The organism is uncultured Streptococcus sp., from assembly GCF_963536705.1.
Classification (GTDB): Bacteria; Bacillota; Bacilli; order Lactobacillales; family Streptococcaceae; genus Streptococcus.
This window is the reverse complement of sequence record NZ_CAUTAP010000016.1, coordinates 12394-34542: the sequence shown is the minus strand read 5'-3', so window position 1 is coordinate 34542 and position 22149 is coordinate 12394. Positions and strand designations below refer to the sequence as shown.

At 40.1% G+C, this 22149-nt stretch carries 19 protein-coding genes; 13 read left to right on the top strand and 6 right to left on the bottom strand.

Annotated features, from left to right (window positions below):
• Nucleotides 1–14: 14 nt before the first annotated feature.
• The 6 genes from lysS to RWX26_RS09210 form a co-directional block, all read right to left on the bottom strand.
• Nucleotides 15–1505, bottom strand: a complete 1491-nt coding sequence (gene lysS, locus RWX26_RS09235; RefSeq protein ID WP_002914784.1) for a lysine--tRNA ligase — start codon at nt 1503–1505, stop codon at nt 15–17.
• A gap of 100 nt (nt 1506–1605) precedes the next feature.
• Nucleotides 1606–2241: a histidine phosphatase family protein gene (locus RWX26_RS09230; protein WP_314581115.1), complete on the bottom strand. Its 636-nt coding sequence runs from the start codon at nt 2239–2241 to the stop codon at nt 1606–1608.
• Between the two features lie 62 nt (nt 2242–2303).
• A complete protein-coding gene (locus tag RWX26_RS09225; protein WP_314581113.1) occupies nt 2304–2789 on the bottom strand; it encodes an aminoacyl-tRNA deacylase in 486 nt (161 codons plus the stop codon).
• Complete coding sequence (locus RWX26_RS09220; RefSeq protein WP_314581111.1) at nt 2782–3630, bottom strand: DUF368 domain-containing protein; 849 nt, start codon at nt 3628–3630, stop codon at nt 2782–2784. The genes RWX26_RS09225 and RWX26_RS09220 overlap by 8 nt, the downstream gene beginning before the upstream one ends.
• 142 nt (nt 3631–3772) lie before the next feature.
• On the bottom strand, nt 3773–4630 hold the full coding sequence (locus RWX26_RS09215; RefSeq protein WP_002894996.1) for a glycoside hydrolase family 25 protein: 858 nt from the start codon (nt 4628–4630) through the stop codon (nt 3773–3775).
• 203 nt (nt 4631–4833) lie between these two features.
• A complete protein-coding gene (locus RWX26_RS09210; RefSeq protein WP_314581108.1) occupies nt 4834–5310 on the bottom strand; it encodes a glutathione peroxidase in 477 nt (158 codons plus the stop codon).
• 154 nt (nt 5311–5464) lie between these two features.
• Between RWX26_RS09210 and ftsW the strand changes: the two genes are divergently transcribed.
• The 13 genes from ftsW (at nt 5465) to RWX26_RS09145 (ending at nt 22147) form a co-directional block, all read left to right on the top strand.
• Nucleotides 5465–6697 carry a cell division peptidoglycan polymerase FtsW gene (gene ftsW, locus RWX26_RS09205; RefSeq protein ID WP_314581104.1) on the top strand — a complete coding sequence of 411 codons (1233 nt, stop codon included), beginning with the start codon at nt 5465–5467 and terminating at the stop codon, nt 6695–6697.
• A gap of 46 nt (nt 6698–6743) precedes the next feature.
• On the top strand, nt 6744–9590 hold the full coding sequence (gene ppc / locus RWX26_RS09200; protein WP_314581103.1) for a phosphoenolpyruvate carboxylase: 2847 nt from the start codon (nt 6744–6746) through the stop codon (nt 9588–9590).
• Between the two features lie 121 nt (nt 9591–9711).
• Entirely contained in the window at nt 9712–10182 is a 471-nt protein-coding gene (locus RWX26_RS09195; protein ID WP_002897240.1) for an RNA polymerase sigma factor, read from the top strand.
• Entirely contained in the window at nt 10169–11167 is a 999-nt protein-coding gene (locus RWX26_RS09190; RefSeq protein WP_002904934.1) for an anti sigma factor C-terminal domain-containing protein, read from the top strand. Before RWX26_RS09195 ends, RWX26_RS09190 begins: the two co-directional genes overlap by 14 nt.
• A 122-nt stretch (nt 11168–11289) precedes the next feature.
• Nucleotides 11290–12486 (top strand): elongation factor Tu, encoded by a 1197-nt coding sequence (tuf, locus tag RWX26_RS09185; RefSeq protein ID WP_314581098.1) that lies wholly within the window; start codon nt 11290–11292, stop codon nt 12484–12486.
• Between the two features lie 292 nt (nt 12487–12778).
• Nucleotides 12779–14053 carry a lipopolysaccharide biosynthesis protein gene (locus RWX26_RS09180; protein ID WP_314581165.1) on the top strand — a complete coding sequence of 425 codons (1275 nt, stop codon included), beginning with the start codon at nt 12779–12781 and terminating at the stop codon, nt 14051–14053.
• A gap of 7 nt (nt 14054–14060) precedes the next feature.
• The gene (locus RWX26_RS09175; protein WP_011837192.1) at nt 14061–15008 is read left to right on the top strand and encodes a glycosyltransferase family 2 protein; all 948 of its coding nucleotides are present in this window, start codon (nt 14061–14063) and stop codon (nt 15006–15008) included.
• 26 nt (nt 15009–15034) lie between these two features.
• Nucleotides 15035–16006 carry a glycosyltransferase gene (locus tag RWX26_RS09170; protein ID WP_314581094.1) on the top strand — a complete coding sequence of 324 codons (972 nt, stop codon included), beginning with the start codon at nt 15035–15037 and terminating at the stop codon, nt 16004–16006.
• Nucleotides 16003–16719 (top strand): glycosyltransferase family 2 protein, encoded by a 717-nt coding sequence (locus RWX26_RS09165; RefSeq protein WP_002912852.1) that lies wholly within the window; start codon nt 16003–16005, stop codon nt 16717–16719. Before RWX26_RS09170 ends, RWX26_RS09165 begins: the two co-directional genes overlap by 4 nt.
• Nucleotides 16719–17078 (top strand): DUF2304 domain-containing protein, encoded by a 360-nt coding sequence (locus tag RWX26_RS09160; RefSeq protein WP_002916999.1) that lies wholly within the window; start codon nt 16719–16721, stop codon nt 17076–17078. The genes RWX26_RS09165 and RWX26_RS09160 overlap by 1 nt, the downstream gene beginning before the upstream one ends.
• Nucleotides 17068–17847 carry a glycosyltransferase family 2 protein gene (locus tag RWX26_RS09155; protein ID WP_002917001.1) on the top strand — a complete coding sequence of 260 codons (780 nt, stop codon included), beginning with the start codon at nt 17068–17070 and terminating at the stop codon, nt 17845–17847. Before RWX26_RS09160 ends, RWX26_RS09155 begins: the two co-directional genes overlap by 11 nt.
• Before the next feature lie 24 nt (nt 17848–17871).
• Nucleotides 17872–20853, top strand: a complete 2982-nt coding sequence (locus RWX26_RS09150; protein WP_314581090.1) for a rhamnan synthesis F family protein — start codon at nt 17872–17874, stop codon at nt 20851–20853.
• The gene (locus RWX26_RS09145) at nt 20840–22147 is read left to right on the top strand and encodes a DUF2142 domain-containing protein (RefSeq protein WP_314581089.1); all 1308 of its coding nucleotides are present in this window, start codon (nt 20840–20842) and stop codon (nt 22145–22147) included. Before RWX26_RS09150 ends, RWX26_RS09145 begins: the two co-directional genes overlap by 14 nt.
• Nucleotides 22148–22149: the final 2 nt, after the last annotated feature.

Here is a 22149-nt window from a genome sequence, read left to right as displayed (position 1 = left end):
GTATAAAATACAGATTATTTCATCGTAGGGAAGAGCAGGACATCGCGAATAGTGGTCACATCGGTCAGCAACATAACCAAACGGTCGATACCGATTCCCAGACCTCCAGTTGGTGGCATACCGTATTCCAGAGCTTCGACAAAGTCATAGTCAATGCCTGTTGCTTCGTCATCACCCAGTTCTTTAGCTTTGGCCTGTGCTTCAAAACGAGATAATTGATCGATTGGATCGTTCAACTCGGTGAAGGCATTGGCATATTCTTTGGTCATGATGAAGAGCTCGAAACGGTCTGTGAAGCGAGGGTCTTCTGGATTTTTCTTAGCCAGAGGTGATACTGCAACGGGATGACCGTAGACAAAGGTTGGCTGAATCAAGGTTTCTTCAACAAATTCTTCAAAGAAGGCGTTGATAACATGGCCGACTTCGGTGAAGTGCTTCTCAAGCGGAACTTTCTTTTCCTTGGCCAAGGCAGCAGCTTCTTCAAAACTCATATCTTGCCAGAAATCAACACCAGTAATTTCCTTGATGGCATCTACCATGTGAACGCGTTTAAATGGTTCGTTGATCTTGATTTCAGTTCCTTGGTAGTTGACTGGTCCATCGCCATTGACAGAGACAGCAGCATGTTGGATAATGCCTTCAGTCAAGTCCATGATATCTTGAAAATCTGCATAGGCTTGGTAAACCTCAATGGAAGTGAACTCTGGATTGTGAGTTGCGTCCATTCCTTCGTTACGAAAGATACGGCCAATCTCATAAACTCGCTCCATACCACCAACGATGAGACGTTTAAGGTGAAGCTCGGTTGCAATCCGCAGCACCATATCAATGTTTTGGGCATTGTGGTGGGTGATAAATGGACGGGCAGCAGCACCGCCAGCTTCGTTGTGGAGAACAGGAGTTTCAACTTCAAGGAAGCCTTGTCCATCCAAGTAACGGCGGATTTCTGAGATGATTTTTGAACGAGTGACAAAGCGTTCAAAGCTTTCGCGGTTGGAAATCAAGTCCAAATAACGCTTGCGGTAGATGGTTTCGACATCTGTCAAACCGTGGAATTTTTCAGGCAGGGGACGCAGAGCCTTAGACAAATGAGTAAGGTGGGTCGCCTTGATAGAAAGCTCACCCATATCCGTCCGCATAATCTCACCTTCAATACCGAGGAAATCTCCTAAGTCAGCCTTTTTGAAGATTTCATAATTTTCTTCACCAACCGCATCTTTACGCACATAAATCTGTATTTGGCCTTCACGGTCTTGGATGTGGGCAAAGCCAACCTTTCCTTTACCGCGCTTGGTCATGAGACGGCCAGCGATAATAGCTGTTTCGTTGAGTTCGTTTAATTCTTCTTTATCTTTATCGTTGTATTTTTCTTTCAGTTGAGCAGAGTTAGCAGTCCGCTCAAAGCGTTTGCCAAAAGGGTCAATTCCCTGCTCAGCCAGCGCAGCCATTTTTTCACGGCGGATAATCTGCTGGTCGTTTAATTCCTCGATATGTTCAGTAGTCATGTTTTTCCTCCAAAAGTTTTCCTACCTATTTTATCACAAAAGATAGGGAAATTCATCTATATTTGGCTATAAAGTAAGAAAAAAAGCTAGAAATCCAGCTTTAATTTTCTGCCTTTTCAACTAAGTAATCCGTATTATTCCAAGTAATCAGCTCAAAATTCTCAAAGTCTTCTGTTTCAAGGATGGTGATGCTGGCATTGGTCAGACCGCCATTCTTGCGCAAAAGAGGTGTGTCGTAGCCCAGCATGGTCTGAATACTGGCGGTTAAGTTAGCACCGTGCCCGACAATGAGCACTTGTTCATAGTCCTTGTCCTTTAAGGTCTTGATAAAGGAAATGGTCCGGTGGGTTGTATGGTAGACTGACTCAGCGTCAAAAAAGGTATGATTAAATTGAGAGAGGTTGTGGCGGAAGGCTGTCATCTGGTGAGGATAGATGGCTTCTATGGTAGAGATTTTTGCGCCTTCCAGTTTTCCCAACTGCCATTCTCGCAGTTCAGGTACTGATACGATTTCAGTCGGAAACTGGCTTTCTTCTTGGATAATCTCAGCAGATCGAATGGCGCGTGGGAGGTCGCTGCTGTAAATTTTGCCAAATTGTGTCTGAGCCAGATGTTTTCCAAGGGTATGCAGTTCTTCAACGGCGGCTGGCAGCAGTGGCGAATCACCGCTAGCTCCCTGAAAGCGGCCTTCTTGATTCCATTCCGTTCTTCCGTGTCGGACAAAGTATAATTTCATAGTGGTTGATTGTTTCTTTCTTGTTAGAGTTTATTGAGAATATTAGGTGCAGTGTTGAAGAATTATGAGCCAGGATTTTCCTTAAGGTCCGCAAAGTCAGCTTGAACAAAATCTGCTAAATCTTGAGCCTTGATTTCGATACTGCGGCCGACTTCGCCAGCAGACACGATGATGCTATCTCTCTCTAGAGCTGACTGGTCGATATAGATTGGAAAGTTGTGCTTTTGACGGATACCGACAGGATTGTTGGCTCCGTGGACATAGCCCGTTGTCTTTTCCAAGTCTTTCTGAGGAATCATACTGACCTTTTTATTACCAGAAATCTTGGCCATTTTCTTTTCAGATAGATGCTCTGTGATTGGCAGGATACCAATCAGTGTACCAGTCTTGTCTCCTGTCAAGGCTAAGGTTTTATAAATCTGCGAACGATCCAAACCATCGGCTGTCTGTTCTGCTAAGGCATTTAGCTGCAGGCCTCTATGTTCAATCTTGGCCTTGCTTAAAATTTGCTCGACCAATGTTTTTTTGATTTTTGTTTTTTTAGCCATTAGTATATCTCTCTTCTAATTGTGACATCCAGAGTCCCAGCCAGGTTCCCAGACCGAAGAAAAATGCTGCAAGGACAAGTGTCAATACAGAAACTCCATGATAGCTGATGCTTTCACTGTTTCCTGCTTGTGGCACTACAATGAGAAGTGTACTGGAAAGGACAATGCCAATGATAAAGTGATAGACACGAGAGTAGTAGTTTTTCAAAATATGATCCATCAGCTTAGAGAAGAGAATCAGTGCCAAGGCTCCTCCTATTCCGATAGGAAGAAAGGTGCCCAAGAGATCCAGTTTGCGGAAGCCATTCAGCATAGGGGCATAGAGGCCTAAAATCAGGAGAAGGTTGGACGGACTGAGTCCAGGAATTAAAATGCCCAGTGCAATCAAAGCTCCTGCTAAGATAAAAGAGAGAAAGTTAGCTGGCAAGGTGCCGACCATGCCATTTAAGGAATAAAGAAAGATTCCTGAAAGGATGAGGCTGACCCAGAAAACGAGAATATCAACTCGATCACGCTCACTTTTAGCGACAGACTCTTTAATAAGGCTAGGAACAGTCCCGATGATAGCTCCGGCAAATCCCCAAAGGACAATCACTTTGTAGTTGTCCAGCAGCAGATTGACAGGATAGGAGAAGGCGGCAATTCCTAAAATCATTCCGATTCCAACTGGTATGAAATAGAGAACGTTTTCGACGAAGTTTTCTTTTAAATGTGCTAAAAAATGAATCAGGCGCTCGTAAATACCTAAGATAGCTGCTAAAACACCGCCTGAAACTCCCGGCAAAATAAAGCCAAGTGCAATGACCATTCCTTTGAAAATTCTATTCGACCAAGAAATCATTGTATTTTCCTTTTCTAATTTCATTTATCAAATCATTATATCATAAAATATAGGCTTTATTAAGAGGAAACGGCCGGAAATTTCCTATTTTGTGACAATAAAAAACGACAGCAGTCTTTGAGACTTGAGCTGTCGCTCTGAGCTATTGGCTTTCTTTAGGAACTGTAAATAGCTTTTGATAAGTAGCTGTTTGGTCTTTCAAGGTTGACAGCTGGTTCAAATCAAGATAATGGGAGAAGCCAGTCAGCTGACCTTGTGATGTGTACTGATGCAAGTCGTAATCTTGCTCAGTATTTGGTGCGGCATTGTAGTAGCCGTCGTCATTACCATAAGTCGGAATCCAAATTGCTGTGAACTTATCGGTAGAGATGCTATGCTCCTCCATAAAATAAGTTCCAATATAGATGCCAATATTTTTAACACCAAGTGACTCTAGCTTGGCTCGGAAAGCTTCAACTCCCGCATTCATGTCAGACATGGTCTTTTCTTCGACGTCTAGCCAATAATAGGTTGGATGGTACTTGGCAGAAGCCTTGTAGAAACTTTCAGCTTCTTTTTCCATTTCCTTTTTGCTATTGGCGGCCACATAGGCATAGACAGCGACAGGGATGTTGCGCTTTTGAAATTCTTTGATGTGTCTTTCATAAGATTTGTCCAGACCATTCAGATGAGTTGCTGCGTTTTCTTTTTTTGCCTGCGCTCCACTATGAACACGGACAATTACTCCTGAAACATTCTGGGCGAGTAAGTCGTAATTAATCTCACTTGGCAGCTGCCAGCCAGAAATGTCAATGATTGGTCTGGAGATAAACTCTTCATCCAAGGACGAATCGTCAGATGTTTCCTCTTTTTTTGAGGAACTTGGAGTTTGTTTAGTTTGTGAAATTTTTGCCTGTGCTTGCTTTTCCTGAGAGTCAGTAATTTGCTTGCTTATCAAAATAAAAGCGATAAAAGAAGCAAAGAAAATTAGGATTGCAAGCGGTTTAATCCTCTTCCTCATACTGGTTTATTTTAACTTAAAACAAATAAAAAAGCAAAAAATATCCCCAGAATTGCTGGAAAATGAATAAAATGTAATATAATTGAAATATTATAAAGCAAAAACAAGACGTTTTGAAAGTTCAAAATGCCTTGTTTTTGAAAGAGTTTAGGCAGGCGAAGATGAGTTACCGTTGGCTAAATCGTTTTGCTTTTTCTTACCTTTTATAATAGCTTTTGAATGAGCTCTTCTATCTTTTTGGGAGAGGTTTGTGGAGAGAAGCGTTTGATGACTGTTCCGTCTCGGCTAACCAGAAACTTTGTGAAATTCCACTTTATGTTTTCGCCCAGAAGACCGCTTTTTTCTTTTTTGAGCCAGTCAAAGAGTGGAGCAGTATGAGGACCATTGACATCAATCTTAGCAAATCGAGGAAAGGTTGTTCCGTAGTTAAGGCTGCAAAAGCTGTTGATTTCTGCAGCGTCTCCAGGTGCCTGCTGGCCAAACTGATTGCAGGGGAAATCCAGGATTTCAAATCCATCTTTCTGATAGCGCTCGTAGAGTTCCTGCAGTTCTTGATACTGAGGAGTGAAGCCGCAGCCGGTCGCTGTATTGACAATCAGCAGAATCTTTTCTTTATAATCACTCATTTTTTGCAGACTTCCGTCTTGTTTTTGGATTTTGATATCATAAATGTCTGTCATGTTCTCCTCCTTTGTTTGCTTCCTATCTTATCACATTTTTATATAAATAAGGCAAAGCAAGCCATGATTGTCCCTGTCTTTGCGCTAGTGCTTTTTTTTCAATCCAAAAGGTGGTATAATGAGAATTGAATTTTTAGAAGTTTAATGGTGAAATATGAAAATTGACAAGAAGCACTTGTTGAATTATTCTATCTTGATTCCTTATTTGATTTTATCTGTTTTGGGATTGATTGTGGTCTATTCAACGACGAGTCCTACCTCGATTCAGGCCGGAGGAAATGGTTTTGGAATGGTCATGAATCAGGGGATTTTTTGGATAATAAGTCTCTTTATAATTGCGCTCCTATATAGAATCCGCCTGGGTTTCTTAAAAAAAGGAAGTATCCTGACTATAGTTATCTTTGCTGAGATTATCCTCTTGCTTTTATCTCGTTTTATAACTGGGACTATTAACGGCGCCCATGGTTGGCTCAAGCTTGGAGCTTTCAGTATTCAGCCTGCGGAGTATTTGAAGATTATTCTGGTCTGGTATCTAGCTTTTCGCTTCACAAATAGGCAGGAGGAGATAAAGGTCTATGACTATCAAGCCCTGACTCACAACCATTGGTTTCCTAAAGCCTTTAACGACTGGCGGACCATGGTGGCTATTCTGATTGGGATTGTAGCTATTATGCCAGACCTTGGAAATGCGACTATACTATTTTTGACCGTCGTGATAATGATAGCTGTCAGCGGGATTGGCTATCGATGGTTTTCTACGATGCTGGGAGCCATTGTTAGTGTTTCCGGCTTGGTTCTGGCCAGCATTTGGTTGATTGGGGTTGAGCGCGTGGCCAAGATTCCAGTCTTTGGATATGTGGCCAAGCGTTTCAGCGCTTTCTTCAATCCCTTCAAGGATCTGTCTGGCTCGGGACATCAATTGGCTAATTCCTACTATGCTATGAGTAATGGCGGCTGGTTTGGTCTAGGCTTGGGGAACTCTATTGAGAAGCGCGGCTATTTGCCGGAAGCTCATACGGACTTTGTATTTTCTATCGTGATAGAAGAGTTTGGTTTCTTTGGTGCCAGTCTGATTCTGGCCTTGCTCTTTTTCCTAATTTTGAGAATTATCTTGGTAGGGATTCGGGCCAAGAATCCATTTAACTCCATGATGGCTTTGGGAATCGGCGGTATGATACTCATGCAAACCTTCATCAATATCGGTGGAATTTCAGGTCTCATTCCTTCTACAGGAGTAACCTTCCCCTTCCTATCGCAAGGAGGGAACAGTCTTCTGGTCTTGTCAGTAGCCATCGCCTTGGTACTCAATATTGATGCCAACGAGCGCCGTGATGCCCTCTATGAACAGATGGAAGCGGAGGCGCAAGACCAGTCTGAGGAAGCTTAATCGCAGTTAGTGTGAACAGTTGTTGTAAAAATGAAAGGTGCAGATTATGTCATTTAACAAATTAGAAAGCTACAGCAATAAAGAAGTGATTCGAGAAGAAGTCGCCATTTTGACAGACTTGCTTGCCGACATTACTCGGAATCTTCTCAGCCCTGAGACCTTTGAAAAAATCTCCCTCATGGAAGAGCTGGCTGTTAACTCCAAATATCATGAGTTAAAAGCGATTGTAGAAGAACTAACGACAGATGAAATGGTTTATATTTCTCGTTATTTCTCTATTTTGCCGCTTTTGATTAATATCTCAGAAGACGTGGACCTAGCTTATGAAATCAACCATCAGAACAATATCGATCAGGATTATCTTGGAAAGCTATCAACAACCATTGACCTGATTTCAACGCGGGAAAATGCTCAGGAAATCTTGGAAAATCTGAATGTTGTGCCAGTACTGACTGCTCACCCGACGCAAGTTCAGCGCAAGACTATTCTGGACTTAACCAATCATATCCATAGTTTGCTGCGCCAGCATCGTGATGTTAAAGCGGGTCTGGTCAATGAGAAGAAGTGGCTAGGAAATCTCCGTCGCTATATTGAGCTCATGATGCAGACGGATATGATCCGTGAGAAAAAGCTGAAAGTGACCAATGAGATTACCAATGTCATGGAGTACTACAACAGCTCTTTCCTACAAGCGATCACTAACTTTATGGTCGAATACAGACGCTTGGCGGAAGAGCGGGGGATCAAGCTGGATAATCCTAAGCCTATTACCATGGGAATGTGGATTGGTGGAGACCGAGATGGCAATCCTTTTGTAACCGCAGAAACCCTCAAACTATCAGCTACCCTCCAGAGTGAAGTCATTCTCAACTATTACATTGACAAGGTTTATACACTCTATCGCACCTTCTCGCTATCGACCAACCTCTCAGAAACCAGTCAGGCAGTAGCAGAAATGGCAGCTCTGTCTACAGACAAGTCTGTTTATCGGGAAAATGAGCCTTACCGCCGAGCTTTCCACTATATCCAGTCCAAGCTGATTCAAACCTTGCTTTACCTTAAAGAAGGCAACTTTTCAAGTGACGATCAGCGATTGACTGACCGAGCTGAGGAAAAATTGTCTGCGAAGGCCAATCTTTCTGTCAGCAATAAAGGAAGAGAAATCATCCCTAATTATATCCGGTCTCGTATCAGCGAGACCCTGACCGAGCTGAAGAAAGAAGAGACACCTTCTTACAAAACAGCTCAGGAATTCAAGGAAGACTTGCAGGTCATTTATGATTCTCTTATCGAACATCATGGTGAAGCCTTGGTAAGTGGGGACTTGACTGAACTTCTCCAAGCGGTTGATATTTTCGGCTTCTTCTTGGCCAGCATTGATATGCGTCAGGATTCCAGCGTTCATGAGGCCTGTGTGGCTGAGCTCTTGGCTTCGGCTAATATTGTTCAGGATTATAGCAATCTGTCGGAAGAAGAAAAATGTCAGGTCCTCCTCAAACAGCTGCTAGAAGATCCTCGAATCCTATCAGCTACCCATGAGACTAAATCCGAACTTCTGCAAAAAGAACTGGAAATTTTCAAAACAGCTCGTCAGCTAAAAGATGCCATTGGTGAAGAAGTGATTAAGCAAAATATTATTTCTCACTCGACCAGTGTATCAGATTTACTTGAGTTGGCTATTATGCTTAAGGAAGTGGGGCTGATTGATGAAAATGGGGCTCGTGTCCAGATTGTTCCGCTCTTTGAAACCATTGAGGATTTGGACAATTCCTGCGATACTATGGAGAAATACCTATCTCTGCCAATTGCGCAGAAGTGGATTGCCTCTAAGGATAATTACCAGGAAATCATGCTGGGCTATTCAGACAGTAATAAGGACGGTGGCTACCTATCTTCTTGCTGGACTCTCTACAAGGCTCAGCAGCAACTGACAGCCATCGGTGATCAATTTGGCGTGAAAATCACCTTCTTCCATGGCCGGGGTGGTACGGTGGGACGCGGTGGCGGCCCAACCTATGAAGCAATCACATCTCAGCCACTCCGCAGTATCAATGACCGGATCCGTCTGACTGAGCAAGGCGAAGTTATTGGAAATAAATATGGAAACAAAGACGCAGCCTACTATAACTTGGAAATGCTGGTGTCTGCTGCCATTAACCGCATGGTAACTCATAAGAAGAGCGATAGCCATACTTCTGATAAATATGAGCGAATCATGGACCAAGTAGTCAATCGCAGTTATCAGATTTACCGTGATTTGGTCTTTGGTGACGAGCGTTTTTACGATTATTTCTTTGAATCCAGCCCTATCAAGGCTATCTCTAGCTTTAATATCGGTTCTCGTCCAGCTGCCCGTAAAACCATCACTGAAATCGGTGGCCTCAGGGCGATTCCATGGGTCTTCTCATGGTCTCAAAGTCGGGTTATGTTCCCAGGCTGGTATGGTGTCGGGTCGAGTTTCAAGGAATTCATTGATGAAGACCCAGAAAATAACTTAGCCTTTCTGCAATTTATGTATAAGAGATGGCCGTTCTTCAAGTCACTCTTATCAAATGTAGACATGGTTCTGTCTAAGTCAAATATGAATATCGCTTTTGAGTATGCGCAGCTTTGTGAAGATCAGAATGTGCGAGATATTTTCAATATTATCTTGGATGAGTGGCAGCTAACTAAGGATGTCATTCTAGAGATTGAAGGTCATGATGAGCTCCTAGCAGAAAACACATATCTGAGAGATAGCTTGCACTATCGTATGCCTTACTTTAATGTTTTGAACTATATCCAGTTAGAGCTAATCAAGCGTCAGCGCAACGGTCAGCTTACACCAGATCAAGAAAAGCTGATTCACATCACCATCAACGGTATTGCGACTGGTCTGCGAAACTCTGGCTAATACAAAGAGAAAATCGGAATTGTTCCGGTTTTTTCTATTTTTGTAACCAAAGGGCTACTTAATTCGTTATACTAGTGAAGGAGGGGGTGAGCTTATCAAACTAGATGAATATGAAACAATCTTGATAGGCTTTGCTCGCGAGATTGTCTCCTATCTGCAGAAGTCAGGGGCTTCTAAAGTGGAAGCAGAAGATGTAGTTCAGGACGTTTTTGTCAAGATGTTGGAAACAGAAGTTATTATTCCGGCGGAAAAGATGCGAGCTTGGATGTATCGAGTTTCCATCCGGCGCTATATCGACAGATATAGGAGAGATAAGCATTATTTGGAGATTTTGCGAAAAGAATTTTTTGGAAAAGATCTTGTCAATCCCTTTGAAAATGAAGATTATGAGCTGCTAAGAAGTATGATAGAAGCTCTGCCGCTCAAGGAAGCCACGCTTTTAGAACTCTATTATTTTCAAAATTTCACGGTCAAGGAGATTGCCCAAATTATGTCTTACTCAGTGAGCAAGGTCAAGATTCAGCTGATGCGCAGTCGTGCTAAACTCCGAAAGGAGCTGGAAAAGAAAGGATATCGAAATGGAAACATTTAAAATTATTGCAAAGAAAAGTAGGAGAAAGAGACTCTGGAAGACAGTCGTCATTAGTTCCTTTGTATCTTTAGTTTTCTTAGGTCTTCTAGGAAAGGGGCTGGCAGAATTAGCCTCTGGTAACGGACGAGACTTGCAGAAACAGTATGAAGTTATGTCCGAAATCGCCTATCCTAATGTTGACTATGACAGTCTATACTACAATCCGACCTCTTATCTTTCGGGAACATTACGTTCTGATCGTTTTAAAGACCTTGATGGAGTGATGGTGGATTATCCAGCCTATGAGGGGAACTATTCACTAACAGGTTCTTATAAAAATCCGACGTCAGAGGCGACTTATTCCTCTACCTCAGGGACCTATACGCGAGAGCTTCGGCAGAAATATCCGGTCTTTTACAATGTCAATGCCAAACAGACGAAGTCTTCAGATCCAGCACCTCAGGAACTTGTATCTGTCAAAGAAATGCCGAATCAATTGGTAGAAATAGCTCTGACTTTTGATAAACCTTACACTTATAAGGAAATCCAGCAGATGATACCGAGCAACCTCAAGATTAACTGGTACTGGATTGGCAGTCAGTCAGAAGATGGTGAAAATGGTATGGCATTGCGCACCGATCCTCAGACGACTTACGGAGCTAATAGTACGCTGCTTAATCCCTATCCGTCGGACGGCAAAAAAGAGAGCGAAGAGGCTAAGCAAGAGCAACAGACTTTCTTAGACTATTTGAAAAAGGCCGATAAAAACCTTTTCCCAACTGTCAACAAGTACAATATGTACAATGATGTTGAGGCCTATCTCAAGAAATTTGGTCAGCTAGATATTCGTGAAGCAGAAAATCGGGATCAATTGACCTTTTCTGGTATTATTCTGACTGGGAAAGCTGAGAATTTCAGCCAATTAGAAGGGAAAGAATGGATTGCTGCTTCGAGTATTGGTGCTTCCGTTTCCAATCAACCTTACTACAAATTAGACAAGGAATAATTCACAAAAAAATGCTAAAAGACTTGCATTTTCATTTAAATTTGATAAAATAGTAAGGAAAGTTAGACTGTATTGCCTACTGTCTATCTATAAAATATATTTTATTGGAGGCTTTTACTCAAATGGCAAAAGAAAAATACGATCGTAGTAAACCACACGTTAACATTGGTACTATCGGACACGTTGACCACGGTAAAACTACCCTAACTGCAGCTATCACAACTGTTTTGGCACGTCGCTTGCCTTCAGCAGTTAACCAACCTAAAGACTATGCGTCTATCGATGCTGCTCCAGAAGAACGCGAACGCGGTATCACTATCAACACTGCGCACGTTGAGTACGAAACTGAAAAACGTCACTACGCTCACATCGACGCTCCAGGACACGCGGACTACGTTAAAAACATGATCACTGGTGCCGCTCAAATGGACGGAGCTATCCTTGTAGTAGCTTCAACTGACGGACCAATGCCACAAACTCGTGAGCACATCCTTCTTTCACGTCAGGTTGGTGTTAAACACCTTATCGTCTTCATGAACAAAGTTGACTTGGTTGACGATGAAGAATTGCTTGAATTGGTTGAAATGGAAATCCGTGACCTTCTTTCAGAATACGATTTCCCAGGTGATGATCTTCCAGTTATCCAAGGTTCAGCTCTTAAAGCTCTTGAAGGTGACTCTAAATATGAAGACATCATCATGGAATTGATGGACACTGTTGATGAGTACATCCCAGAACCAGAACGCGATACTGACAAACCATTGCTTCTTCCAGTCGAAGACGTATTCTCAATCACTGGACGTGGTACAGTTGCTTCAGGACGTATCGACCGTGGTACTGTTCGTGTCAACGACGAAATCGAAATCGTTGGTATCAAAGAAGAAACTTCAAAAGCAGTTGTTACTGGTGTTGAAATGTTCCGTAAACAACTTGACGAAGGTCTTGCAGGGGATAACGTAGGTGTGCTTCTTCGTGGTATCCAACGTGATGAAATCGAACGTGGACAAGTTATCGCTAAACCAGGTTCAATCAACCCACACACTAAATTCAAAGGTGAAGTTTACATCCTTACTAAAGAAGAAGGTGGACGTCACACTCCATTCTTCAACAACTACCGTCCACAGTTCTACTTCCGTACAACTGACGTTACAGGTTCAATCGAACTTCCAGCAGGTACTGAAATGGTAATGCCTGGTGATAACGTAACAATCGACGTTGAGTTGATCCACCCAATCGCCGTTGAACAAGGTACTACTTTCTCTATCCGTGAAGGTGGACGTACCGTTGGTTCAGGTATGGTTACAGAAATCGAAGCTTAATTCGATTCCGTTCCCAGATAACAATTAAAGTCAGACACTAAACCCCGTGAAAACGGGGTTTTTTAGTATACAGAAGAATAAAAGGTAGTCGGTAATCTCCAGAATAGATAGCTTGATTTTGCAGAACCACCTTTAAGATGATTTAGGAAACGGAAAGAGAAGAAGTATAGATATAAGCTTGATAGAAGTTTTTCCCTTTTTAATTATGTTGGGGAAGAAATAAGTATCTAGTACCCTAAGGTTACTTTTTTTAAAGGAATTTATGGTATAATTGGATAAAGTTTTATTTATAGTGAAAGAGAGTTTGATTATATTGAAAGTGGTATCGCCACAAAAGATTTTCTTTTGGAATATTCTTGGTAGCCTGTCTTCAGCAGCTGTATCTGTTATTTTATTATTTATAGTTACTCGTACTTTATCTAGTGAGTCAGCTGACTTATATAGTTTTTCTTATGCAATTGCGAATTTGCTAGTTATTGTTGCGGGGTTTCAAGTTCGAGATTTTCAAGCAACAGATATTAAAGAAAAATATTCTTTTGATGCATATTTGACTACTAGATTTCTAACTAATATTTTAATGATATTAATTTTGTTAGGTTATTTAATTTTAAATTCTTCTACTCATGAAAATTTTTGGATTATATTTTGGGTATCTTTTTTCAGAGTTAGTGAAGCGCTGTCTGATGTATTTCAAGGTTTGTTTCAGCAAAAAGAACGATTAGATATAGCTGGTCAATCATTATTTTTTAGAAATATAATTTCAACAATAACATTCGCTGTTCTGTTATTATTTTCTAAAAATCTTCTTTTATCTATTGTTTTTCAAACACTCACCTCTTTCATAGTAGTTCTTTTTTTTGATTTTCCAAAATCTAAGTTTTTTCATCGTATTAATATCTCTACAGTAAAGCTAAAAGATATTTATAGTATTTTAAAGGACTGCTTACCTTTATTTATAAATGCTTTTTTATTAGTTTCAATCTATAACCAACCTAAGTATGCATTAAACGATATTTTTAATAGGGGATTGATTGAAGCGGGAGTACAGAGAGACTTTAGTATTTTATTCACTCCAATTTTTGCAATGAATCTAATGATTGTTTTTTTACGCCCTATGGTTACACAACTAGCAATTTTCAAGGAAGAGAATAAAATTTCTTATTTTATTACGTATAAAAATAACTTGTTTAAAATTTTATGGGGAACAAGTGTTTTGATTTGTCTTGGTGGCGCGATTGCTGCCATACCTATTTTAAATATCGTTTATGGGACAAGGTTGGATCAATATCAAATTAGTTTCATCATTCTTTTGTTAGGTGGTATTGCTAGTACGTTTTCTACAGTATGTGATAATATTTTAACTGTTTTTAGAAAACATCATTATTTAGTCATTTCATTCTTAGCTGGGTATCTTGTATCCATTCTTACAGCTGAACCACTAGTATCCCAATACGGAATTTTTGGAGCCTCTTTGTCTTTCCTTATTTCTATGATTGCTTGGTTGAGTGTCTCGCTAATTATTTATTTTATGACGAATCCATATACTTTTTTGAGAAGGAAAAAATAAGGAACTTATGAAATTTTCAATTATTATACCTGCCTATAATGTAGCGGATTATTTAGAAAAATGTGTTAAGAGTGTCCTAATTCAAGAATTTAAAGATTATGAAATTTTAATCATAAATGATGGGTCAACTGACGCTACTGCAATAGTCGCTGATAAATTGTCTGTGGAGAATACCAATAAAGTTAGGGTGTTAAATCAAACAAATGGTGGAGCTTCAAAAGCAAGAAATACAGGTATTGAGTCTGCCCGGGGAGAGTACTTATTGTTTTTAGATGGTGATGACTTTTGGAGTGATCAACACTTTTTGAATCAACTTGACGAAATAACTACAGAATGCATTTATGATGTTATCATTTTTGGCTACGGTTATTTTTATGATGATAGAATTTTAGATTTCCCTATATCTATGTTTGAGGAAAATATTTTAAAAGCTACTTGCTTTGGAATATTTAATGGTCCAAATTGGAATAAGTGTGTATCGAAAAAATTATTTCAAAACGGCCTGAAATTTCCGGAGGGAATGGTATCTGAGGATAGTTTATATTGTTCTCGGATCTTAAAAATGACAAAGAAATTTTCAATTCTTAATAGTACTCAATACATGTATCGACAGAACCGCAAAGGAAGTTTGACTAATGTCGTGAAAGAAAAAAATGTTCAAGATACTCTTGAAGGAATCAGGACGGGACTTTCTGACTTGAAAAACTATTCAGTTGAAATTCAAAAAGCCTTAAATATCTATTTTGCAATCTCTTATATCTCTATATTACCTTATGTAAATCAATACATTGATAATTTTAAAATTAAAGAGTTGCTTTATCAGTATAAGTATTTGCTAAAGTATGCAAAAGATATAGAGAACCGAGCATTTAAATTAACAGGTCTATTAGCCAATTTATTGGGGATGAAATTTTCAATAAAACTATTTCCTGTTTTATTGAAGTTTTATAAATAGAGTGGATTAGTTATGAAAGGAAAAATATGTCTAAACCAGCTATTTCAGTTATTATTCCAGTTTATAATGCACAAGACGGGATTAAACGCTGTGTAGATTCTCTTTTGAATCAATCATTTAAGAATTTTGAAATTATTCTTCTGAACGATGGTTCGAAAGATAACTCTTTAAATATTTTAAAAGAATATGAATTGAAGTATAGTTTTGTAAGAGTAATTGACAAACAAAATGAAGGAGTTGCAGTAACTAGAAATAAGGGGATTCTTCTAGCTGAGGGAGAATATATTATGTTCATGGATAATGATGATTTTGTTGATAGTGATTACATTGAAACTTTTTATCTGGCTATACATGAGAAAAATCTAGACTTGGTTATTGGTGGGTACAAACGTGTCAATCAGGATAACCAGATTATCTTTAGTCAAGATATACAGCAGTCAGAGTGGTCCAAGTATATTATAATGGCTCCTTGGGCCAAAGTTTACCGCACGGAGTTCTTGAAAACGAACAATCTAGAATTTTTTGACTATGGTATAGGAGAAGATATCATTTTTAACCTAGCTGCCTATAAGACAACAGATAAAATAGGGTTGTTAGACTATAAAGGATATAATTGGTATTATAATAATCAGAGTATTTCTAACACTTCTCAGAGAGGTTTTTCTCCTGAAATTGATATTTTAGTTCTTTTTTCAAAAATATTAGAGCTGGGTAAGCCATCTGAGCTAGTAGTATATTATTTGAAAAGATATTATGTTTGGTATTTGCTTTTTTCTGGTAAATCCTCATCAGATCAGGAGTTTATTCATCAGTATATTAGGATTAAGGAATGGTTAAAAGAGAATAAACTCATCAGTACTATCTCTCCGTTGTCTAAGAAGGTTCAGGGCGAAAGGTTTCAGACTAAAATTTCACTTATTGTTTTTTTGAGCTTGGAGAAGTTAAGGTTAGTTCCATTATTTGCTAAAATTTATTGTAAAGGGAAGAAAGATAATTGAAAGTTTTAATGATAATTCCTGCTTATAATGAGGAAGAAAGTATTTTAAATACGGTTATGAGCATTATAGAATATCGGAAGAAAGTTGATTTTGACTTAGACTACGTAGTTATCAATGATGGGTCAGTTGACAGAACTAAGGAGATTTTGGACAGCCATCATCTGAATGCTATTCATTTAGTTATGAATTTAGGGATTGGCGGGGCTGTCCAGACGGGCTATAAGTATGCTCTTGAGAAGAATTATGATGTGGCCGTACAGTTTGATGGAGATGGTCAGCATGATATTGAGTCGCTGGATGCTTTGCTGGAGCCTATTCGCCGTCAGCAGGCGGATTTGGTTGTTGGTTCTCGTTTTATCGGTGACAAGTCTTCGGAGTTTCAGACGACTTTTATGCGGCGTTTTGGCATTACCATTATTTCAGCTTTTATTAAATTAACAACAGGCAAAAGGATTCTGGATACCACATCGGGCTATCGATTGGCTAATCGAGACATTATTAGACAATTCGCTGCACGCTATCCTATCAAGTATCCTGAGCCAGAATCAATCGTCCATATCTTGAAGCGGAAATATAAAGTGGTGGAAGCACCAGCCAATATGTTTGAACGTGCAGGAGGAGTCTCTTCGATCACTCCGATTAAGTCCATCCGTTATATGATTGAAGTTTGCTCTTCGATCTTGATTGCTGCTTTTATGAAAGAGAGTGAATAATGTCCATTTTGTCTATTGTTATGCTAGTGGCTTCAGTTCTATTCCTGTATTTTGTCTTTCGGAATATCAATCAAAACAATATTTTGTTTGAGCAAGCCTTTATGTGGATTATTATTGGCTTTGTATTGATTGTTATTTCTATTTTTGATTGGATCCCAGTTTCGATTGCCAAATTGTTGGGCTTTGAGCTGACCTCAAACTTTGTCATGTCCTTGGCCATCTTTTTCCTACTGATTATTGTTTTTTTGCATACTATTTCCATTTCCAAGCAAAAGGAACAAATCAAGCAGTTGGTGCAAGAATTGTCTATCATGAAGCAAAGAATGTCCAAGTTAGAGAGTGAAAAAGATGAAAAATAACCATACCTGGGTGATTTGCGCCTATGGCGAAAGTGAATTTTTAGAAGCTTGTATCCTGTCTTTGCAAGCTCAAACCTTGCCATCAAAGATTATCTGCTATAGCTCAACACCGTTGGATTCAATCAAGCAGCTGTGCCAGAAGTACGGTATTCCTTTTTATACGAAAGAAGGAGGCGGTATCGGTAAGGACTGGAACAATGCCCTTTCCTTTGTTGAGACTTCTTATGCTACCATTGCTCATCAGGATGACTACTATGAGCCAACTTATCTAGAAGCAGTGATGCAGAAGATAGAGCAGTCTAAAGACATTCTCATTGCCTATACAGACTATTTTGAAGAGAAAAATGGAGTTAAAATTCCGGCTAATACCAATCTGAAAATCAAGACTCTCATGCTTAAAACTTTAAATCTGATGCCATCCAGTCGTTTTTGGAGAAATCGGGTTCTAGCTTTTGGCAATCCCATTTCCTGTCCGGCGGTGACTTACAACTTAGAGACATTAAGGGATTTTCGATTTGATGAGGAAATGCGCGTGAGTCTGGATTGGTATGCTTGGTACAAGATTAGCGCCTATAAGGGTCGCTTTGCTTATATTTCTGAGAAGCTTATGTGCCACCGGATTCATGGAGAGTCTGAAACAACCAAGACCATTTCAGATAACACTCGGACTAAAGAAGATTTGTTCATGTATCAGCTTTTCTGGCCAAAGTGGGTGGCAAATCTGATAAATAAAGCATACATGAAGAGTCAAGATGCTAACTCAAACTAATAGAGTTATTTACAAGGAAAGTATATGAAAGATTTAATATCTGTTGTTGTAACTTGTTACAACCATCAAGATTACATTGAACAGTGTTTGCGCAGTATTTTTGAGCAGACCTATCGAAATATTGAGTTACTGGTATTGGATGATGGCTCCTCTGACCATTCTGCTGAAATCATAGAGTCTGTCTTGGTGGATTCCCCTTTTTCGACGCGGTTTGAAAGCCATGAAAATATGGGGGTTGTCAAGACAAGAAACAAGGCTTTGCAGCAAATTCAAGGCACTTATTTTATTTTTGTGGATAGTGACGATTTTCTGGATTCAGACTATATTGAGAGCTTCTATACAAGCATGGTGCAAGAGGAGGCAGATATTGTCTATGGTGATTTGTATGATCCTGATAAAAAGGAAGTTTACCTTAAATCACGGCCATTTGACAAGCTAGCTTTCTTAACGGAAAATTTTATTTCCAACTGTTCTCTCATTCGTCGTTCGGTTGCTGATGGTATTTATTATGATGAAGATCTGAATCGTGAAAAACTGGAAGACTATGATTTTCTTTTAAACTTAATTATCAATCAAGGTGCAAAACCAGTTTATGATGCAAAAACAAAGCTGAATTACCGGGTCTTTGATAAGGAATCAATCTCTAAACGGGATTCTACGAGATATCATTACGAAATGTATCTGAAAATCCTGCGTAAGTATGTGAGACAGATACCAGATGATATTTACCAAGCTCTGGGCCAGAACATATTTACACTGGAAGGTCGTTTGGATGAACTGATTCAGCATATGGATAGAGTGAACGACTATGTTCTTGAACTGCAGGAGGATCAGCGGCAGTTACATAAAAATCTAGATTCCTTGAAATCCAGACTGAGAACGATAAAGGAACAGCGTGATGAGGCTATTCAGGAGCAGTTTCGAATTCGCCGATCTATTTCCTATCGGCTGGGGAATGGTGTGATTACTCCATTGAAACGTCTGGCTCGATTAGTCAAAAATCCTCGCAGTATCAAAGCTGCTTTAAGTCGGATTAAGCAACAGCTGGTTCGTTTGAAACGCCAAGTTAAGTCTCCTAAGGTTTATTATTATCAATGGCTGCGGAACTCTCAACGAGAAAAAGCTTTAGCTTCAGTTTCAAGCGGCGAAAAAGTCCTAGTCTATGTCATTTTTGAATCCGAGCCACGCTTGCAGAAGTACAAACTTATCTTTTTAGAAAAGTTAGCAGCTTTGGCTGATAAGACTCTCATCGTTGTTAACGGCGGACTGGTTGCAGAAGATTTAGAAACTTTAGGACAGTATGGCCAAGTCTTGGTGCGGGATAATAGCGGCTATGATACGGCAGCTTTTCGTGAAGGCATTCTTTCCTTAGGAAAGGAAACGCTGCAGCATTGCTCTCAGCTGATGCTCGTCAATGACACTAATATCGGTCCTATGAGTGATTTAGCAGCAGTCTTTCAAACCATGGCTGGTAGAAAACTTGACTTTTGGGGAATTTCCTATGGTGAGACTCAGGAAGATATCACTGGATTTAACCGCTATGGTTACATTCCCAATCACCTACAGTCTTATTTTTTGGTGATTGAGCCTTTGCTGCTTCAGTCCGAAGAATTCTACGACTATTGGCAAGTGCTGACTGACACGGATTCACGAGAAGAAGCAATCGGAAAGCATGAAACGACTTTTACCAAGTACTTTGCTGACTTGGGCTATCGTTACGATGCCTTGGTTCACGAAAATCAGGATTCGGCTATGTATATTCATCCATTAAGGATGTTAAAGGCGGGCAGTCCACTGATTAAGTATACTTCTTTGAAGAATTATGATGATCAGCAGTTTTTATGGCAAGGTTTGGAAAGAGAATCGGAAGTTCCTGATTTGTTGGACTATGTTCGGGAGAAGACAGATTATCCAGTGGAGATTCTTGAAAATATAGTTAAGAAATTTAAAGATGTGCCTCGTGATCAATATGTTCTCATCATTGACGGTGTAGAGAACATCATTCCGCAGTGTACACGCTACCGTGTGCTCAATAAGGCAGAGCAGCTTAGAAAGAATGGTTTTGCTGTGAAAGTGGTCAATGCGTCTGAGTTTAGTCTGGCTCAGGCCCAGTATGCCAGCCACATCATTATCTACCGCGCTCCTTGGTCTGCTCAGCTCCAGCTTTTATGCGATTTGGCTCGGGAGGAGCATAAGCCAGTTTATTTTGATATTGATGATTTGGTATTTGATACCCTTTATACGGATCAGCTGAGCTATACCCAAGGCTTGTCTGAGAAGGAAAAGGGCAATTACGATGCTGGAGTGAAGAATTACGGGAAAATGCTGGCGGCTTGTGATGGGGCGATTACCTCTACGAATCAGCTAAAAGAGGAATTGCTCAAATACAAGGACTCCGTCCTGCTGAATCGTAATCTGGCGTCCAGCGAATTGATTGTGGTTAGCTCGCAGTTCTTGAAGGAAGACTTTGGTACAGACGACAGAATCAAAATCGGCTATTTCTCTGGCTCTATCAGCCACAATGAAAATTTTGAGCTCATCAAGCCGTCTATCAAAGAAGTTCTTGACAACTACCCAACCGTTGAGCTTCATATTGTAGGGCACTTGGATATCCCGCAGGATATGAAACAATATTCGCAGCGTATTATCGTCCATGAGTATGTGGACTGGAAGGCCTTACCTCAGCTGATTAGTCAGGTTGATATTAATCTAGCTCCGCTGGTTGACTCAGTCTTTAATCGGGCTAAGTCAGAAATCAAGTGGATAGAAGCAGCTCTAGTCAAGGTGCCAACGATTGCCAGTCATATCGGTGCTTTTTCTGATATGATGATTGACGGTCAGACTGGACTTTTGGCTAAAGATGGTGAATGGAAAGAAAAGCTGGAAAGCCTGATTCTTTCTGCGGATTTACGCAGAGAACTGGCGGAGAATGCCTACGCTTTTGTATTAGAAAATTGCAGTTTAGATAAAAAAGATGAAATGGTGACTTATTTTGAAAAGAAATAAAGAAGTAAAAGTTGAGAATATTTTCTTGCTGCTGGCAAGTATCTTTGTCTTGACTTTTATGATTGCACAGCCGATTAATCGAGTGCCTGATGAGACCAATCACGCTCGTATGACATGGGAAATCTTCCATAAATCGACCAGTCGAACATATAAATGGATGGACAAAATCCCCTCCACACCGAATGTTTCGCCGGCAGAGTACAAGCAGCTGTTCTCAGAGAAGATAGATCTGGCGCAAGAAGAGTTTAGCTTTGGCTTTAATCTCAAGGCTATCTCTTTCCTGCCTCAGCTGCTAGGTATGACCTTGGGAAGCTTGCTTTATCCGTCAGTAGGCTTCATCGTGGTGATGGGGCGGCTCTTTAATGCCTTGGCATATATCATCGGGGTTTATTTGCTGATTAAATACTTCAAATATGGCAAAAAAGCTCTACTTTTCCTATCTCTTTTGCCTATTATGGTCCAGCAGGCTGCTTCTCTGTCTTACGATGTGATGAACTACCTGGAAATTATGTTGGCGATTGGCTTTTTGACCAATATTGCCTACCATAAGAGATTTACTGATAGAAATGTACTGGAGCTTTTGGTGATTTCTATAGGCCTCTTTGTCACCAAACCGAATAATGTCCTTTTATTAGGCTTGCTGCCTTTTGTTGATTTTGAGTTTGAAGGATTCCTTGCGGTTCTGAACAAGCCTTTTGTTGCAACCAAAGCTTTTGTAGCTCGTTATCGCCCTATCTTCTATGTACTTGGCTTTTCAGCTTTCTTTCTTGCCCTGCATTTGGCTTTTCGCAATCAGGGAGGGCTCTTGCACTATGGTCAAGTCTTGCTGAATACGCTCTTTAAGCAAAGTGTTAATGGCGACTTGAATACGATTTTGACAATCGGTATGTTTGGCTTTTTGGGAAATTTTACTATCCAGCTGCCGCTTTGGTTGATTTTTATCGATGTGGCAGTCTTGGCGCTTATCTTTTTGCAGTCGCAGAAAGATTTTATGACCAAGGGCTATACAGTCATGTCGCGTTATCTGTTTCTGGTTCAAGTGATTGCTGTTGTATCAATTATGTATCTGCAGTGGACGCCCATTGTCCTCGGAAAAGGTGCTATGATATCAGTTGGTGCTCAGGGGCGTTATTTTACCCCCTTCTTGATCTTACTGCTACCAACTGTTGCTAATCTAGGGACCTTGGACATTAAAGACAGGGTAGTGAATCGAATGATGGTTGGGACTCTGGTAGCTAACTTCTTGGTTTCCCTCTACTTGATGGTGCCTTTTTATTGGAATGTATTAGGATAAGC

Excerpts from the sequence above, each read along its gene's own strand:
- lysS (WP_002914784.1), bottom strand. The coding sequence starts at position 1,505 with ATGACTACTGAACATATCGAGGAATTAAACGACCAGCAGATTATCCGC.
- RWX26_RS09230 (WP_314581115.1), bottom strand. The coding sequence starts at position 2,241 with ATGAAATTATACTTTGTCCGACACGGAAGAACGGAATGGAATCAAGAA.
- RWX26_RS09225 (WP_314581113.1), bottom strand. The coding sequence starts at position 2,789 with ATGGCTAAAAAAACAAAAATCAAAAAAACATTGGTCGAGCAAATTTTA.
- RWX26_RS09220 (WP_314581111.1), bottom strand. The coding sequence starts at position 3,630 with ATGATTTCTTGGTCGAATAGAATTTTCAAAGGAATGGTCATTGCACTT.
- RWX26_RS09215 (WP_002894996.1), bottom strand. The coding sequence starts at position 4,630 with ATGAGGAAGAGGATTAAACCGCTTGCAATCCTAATTTTCTTTGCTTCT.
- RWX26_RS09210 (WP_314581108.1), bottom strand. The coding sequence starts at position 5,310 with ATGACAGACATTTATGATATCAAAATCCAAAAACAAGACGGAAGTCTG.
- ftsW (WP_314581104.1), top strand. The coding sequence starts at position 5,465 with ATGAAAATTGACAAGAAGCACTTGTTGAATTATTCTATCTTGATTCCT.
- ppc (WP_314581103.1), top strand. The coding sequence starts at position 6,744 with ATGTCATTTAACAAATTAGAAAGCTACAGCAATAAAGAAGTGATTCGA.
- RWX26_RS09190 (WP_002904934.1), top strand. The coding sequence starts at position 10,169 with ATGGAAACATTTAAAATTATTGCAAAGAAAAGTAGGAGAAAGAGACTC.
- tuf (WP_314581098.1), top strand. The coding sequence starts at position 11,290 with ATGGCAAAAGAAAAATACGATCGTAGTAAACCACACGTTAACATTGGT.
- RWX26_RS09175 (WP_011837192.1), top strand. The coding sequence starts at position 14,061 with ATGAAATTTTCAATTATTATACCTGCCTATAATGTAGCGGATTATTTA.
- RWX26_RS09170 (WP_314581094.1), top strand. The coding sequence starts at position 15,035 with ATGTCTAAACCAGCTATTTCAGTTATTATTCCAGTTTATAATGCACAA.
- RWX26_RS09160 (WP_002916999.1), top strand. The coding sequence starts at position 16,719 with ATGTCCATTTTGTCTATTGTTATGCTAGTGGCTTCAGTTCTATTCCTG.
- RWX26_RS09155 (WP_002917001.1), top strand. The coding sequence starts at position 17,068 with ATGAAAAATAACCATACCTGGGTGATTTGCGCCTATGGCGAAAGTGAA.
- RWX26_RS09150 (WP_314581090.1), top strand. The coding sequence starts at position 17,872 with ATGAAAGATTTAATATCTGTTGTTGTAACTTGTTACAACCATCAAGAT.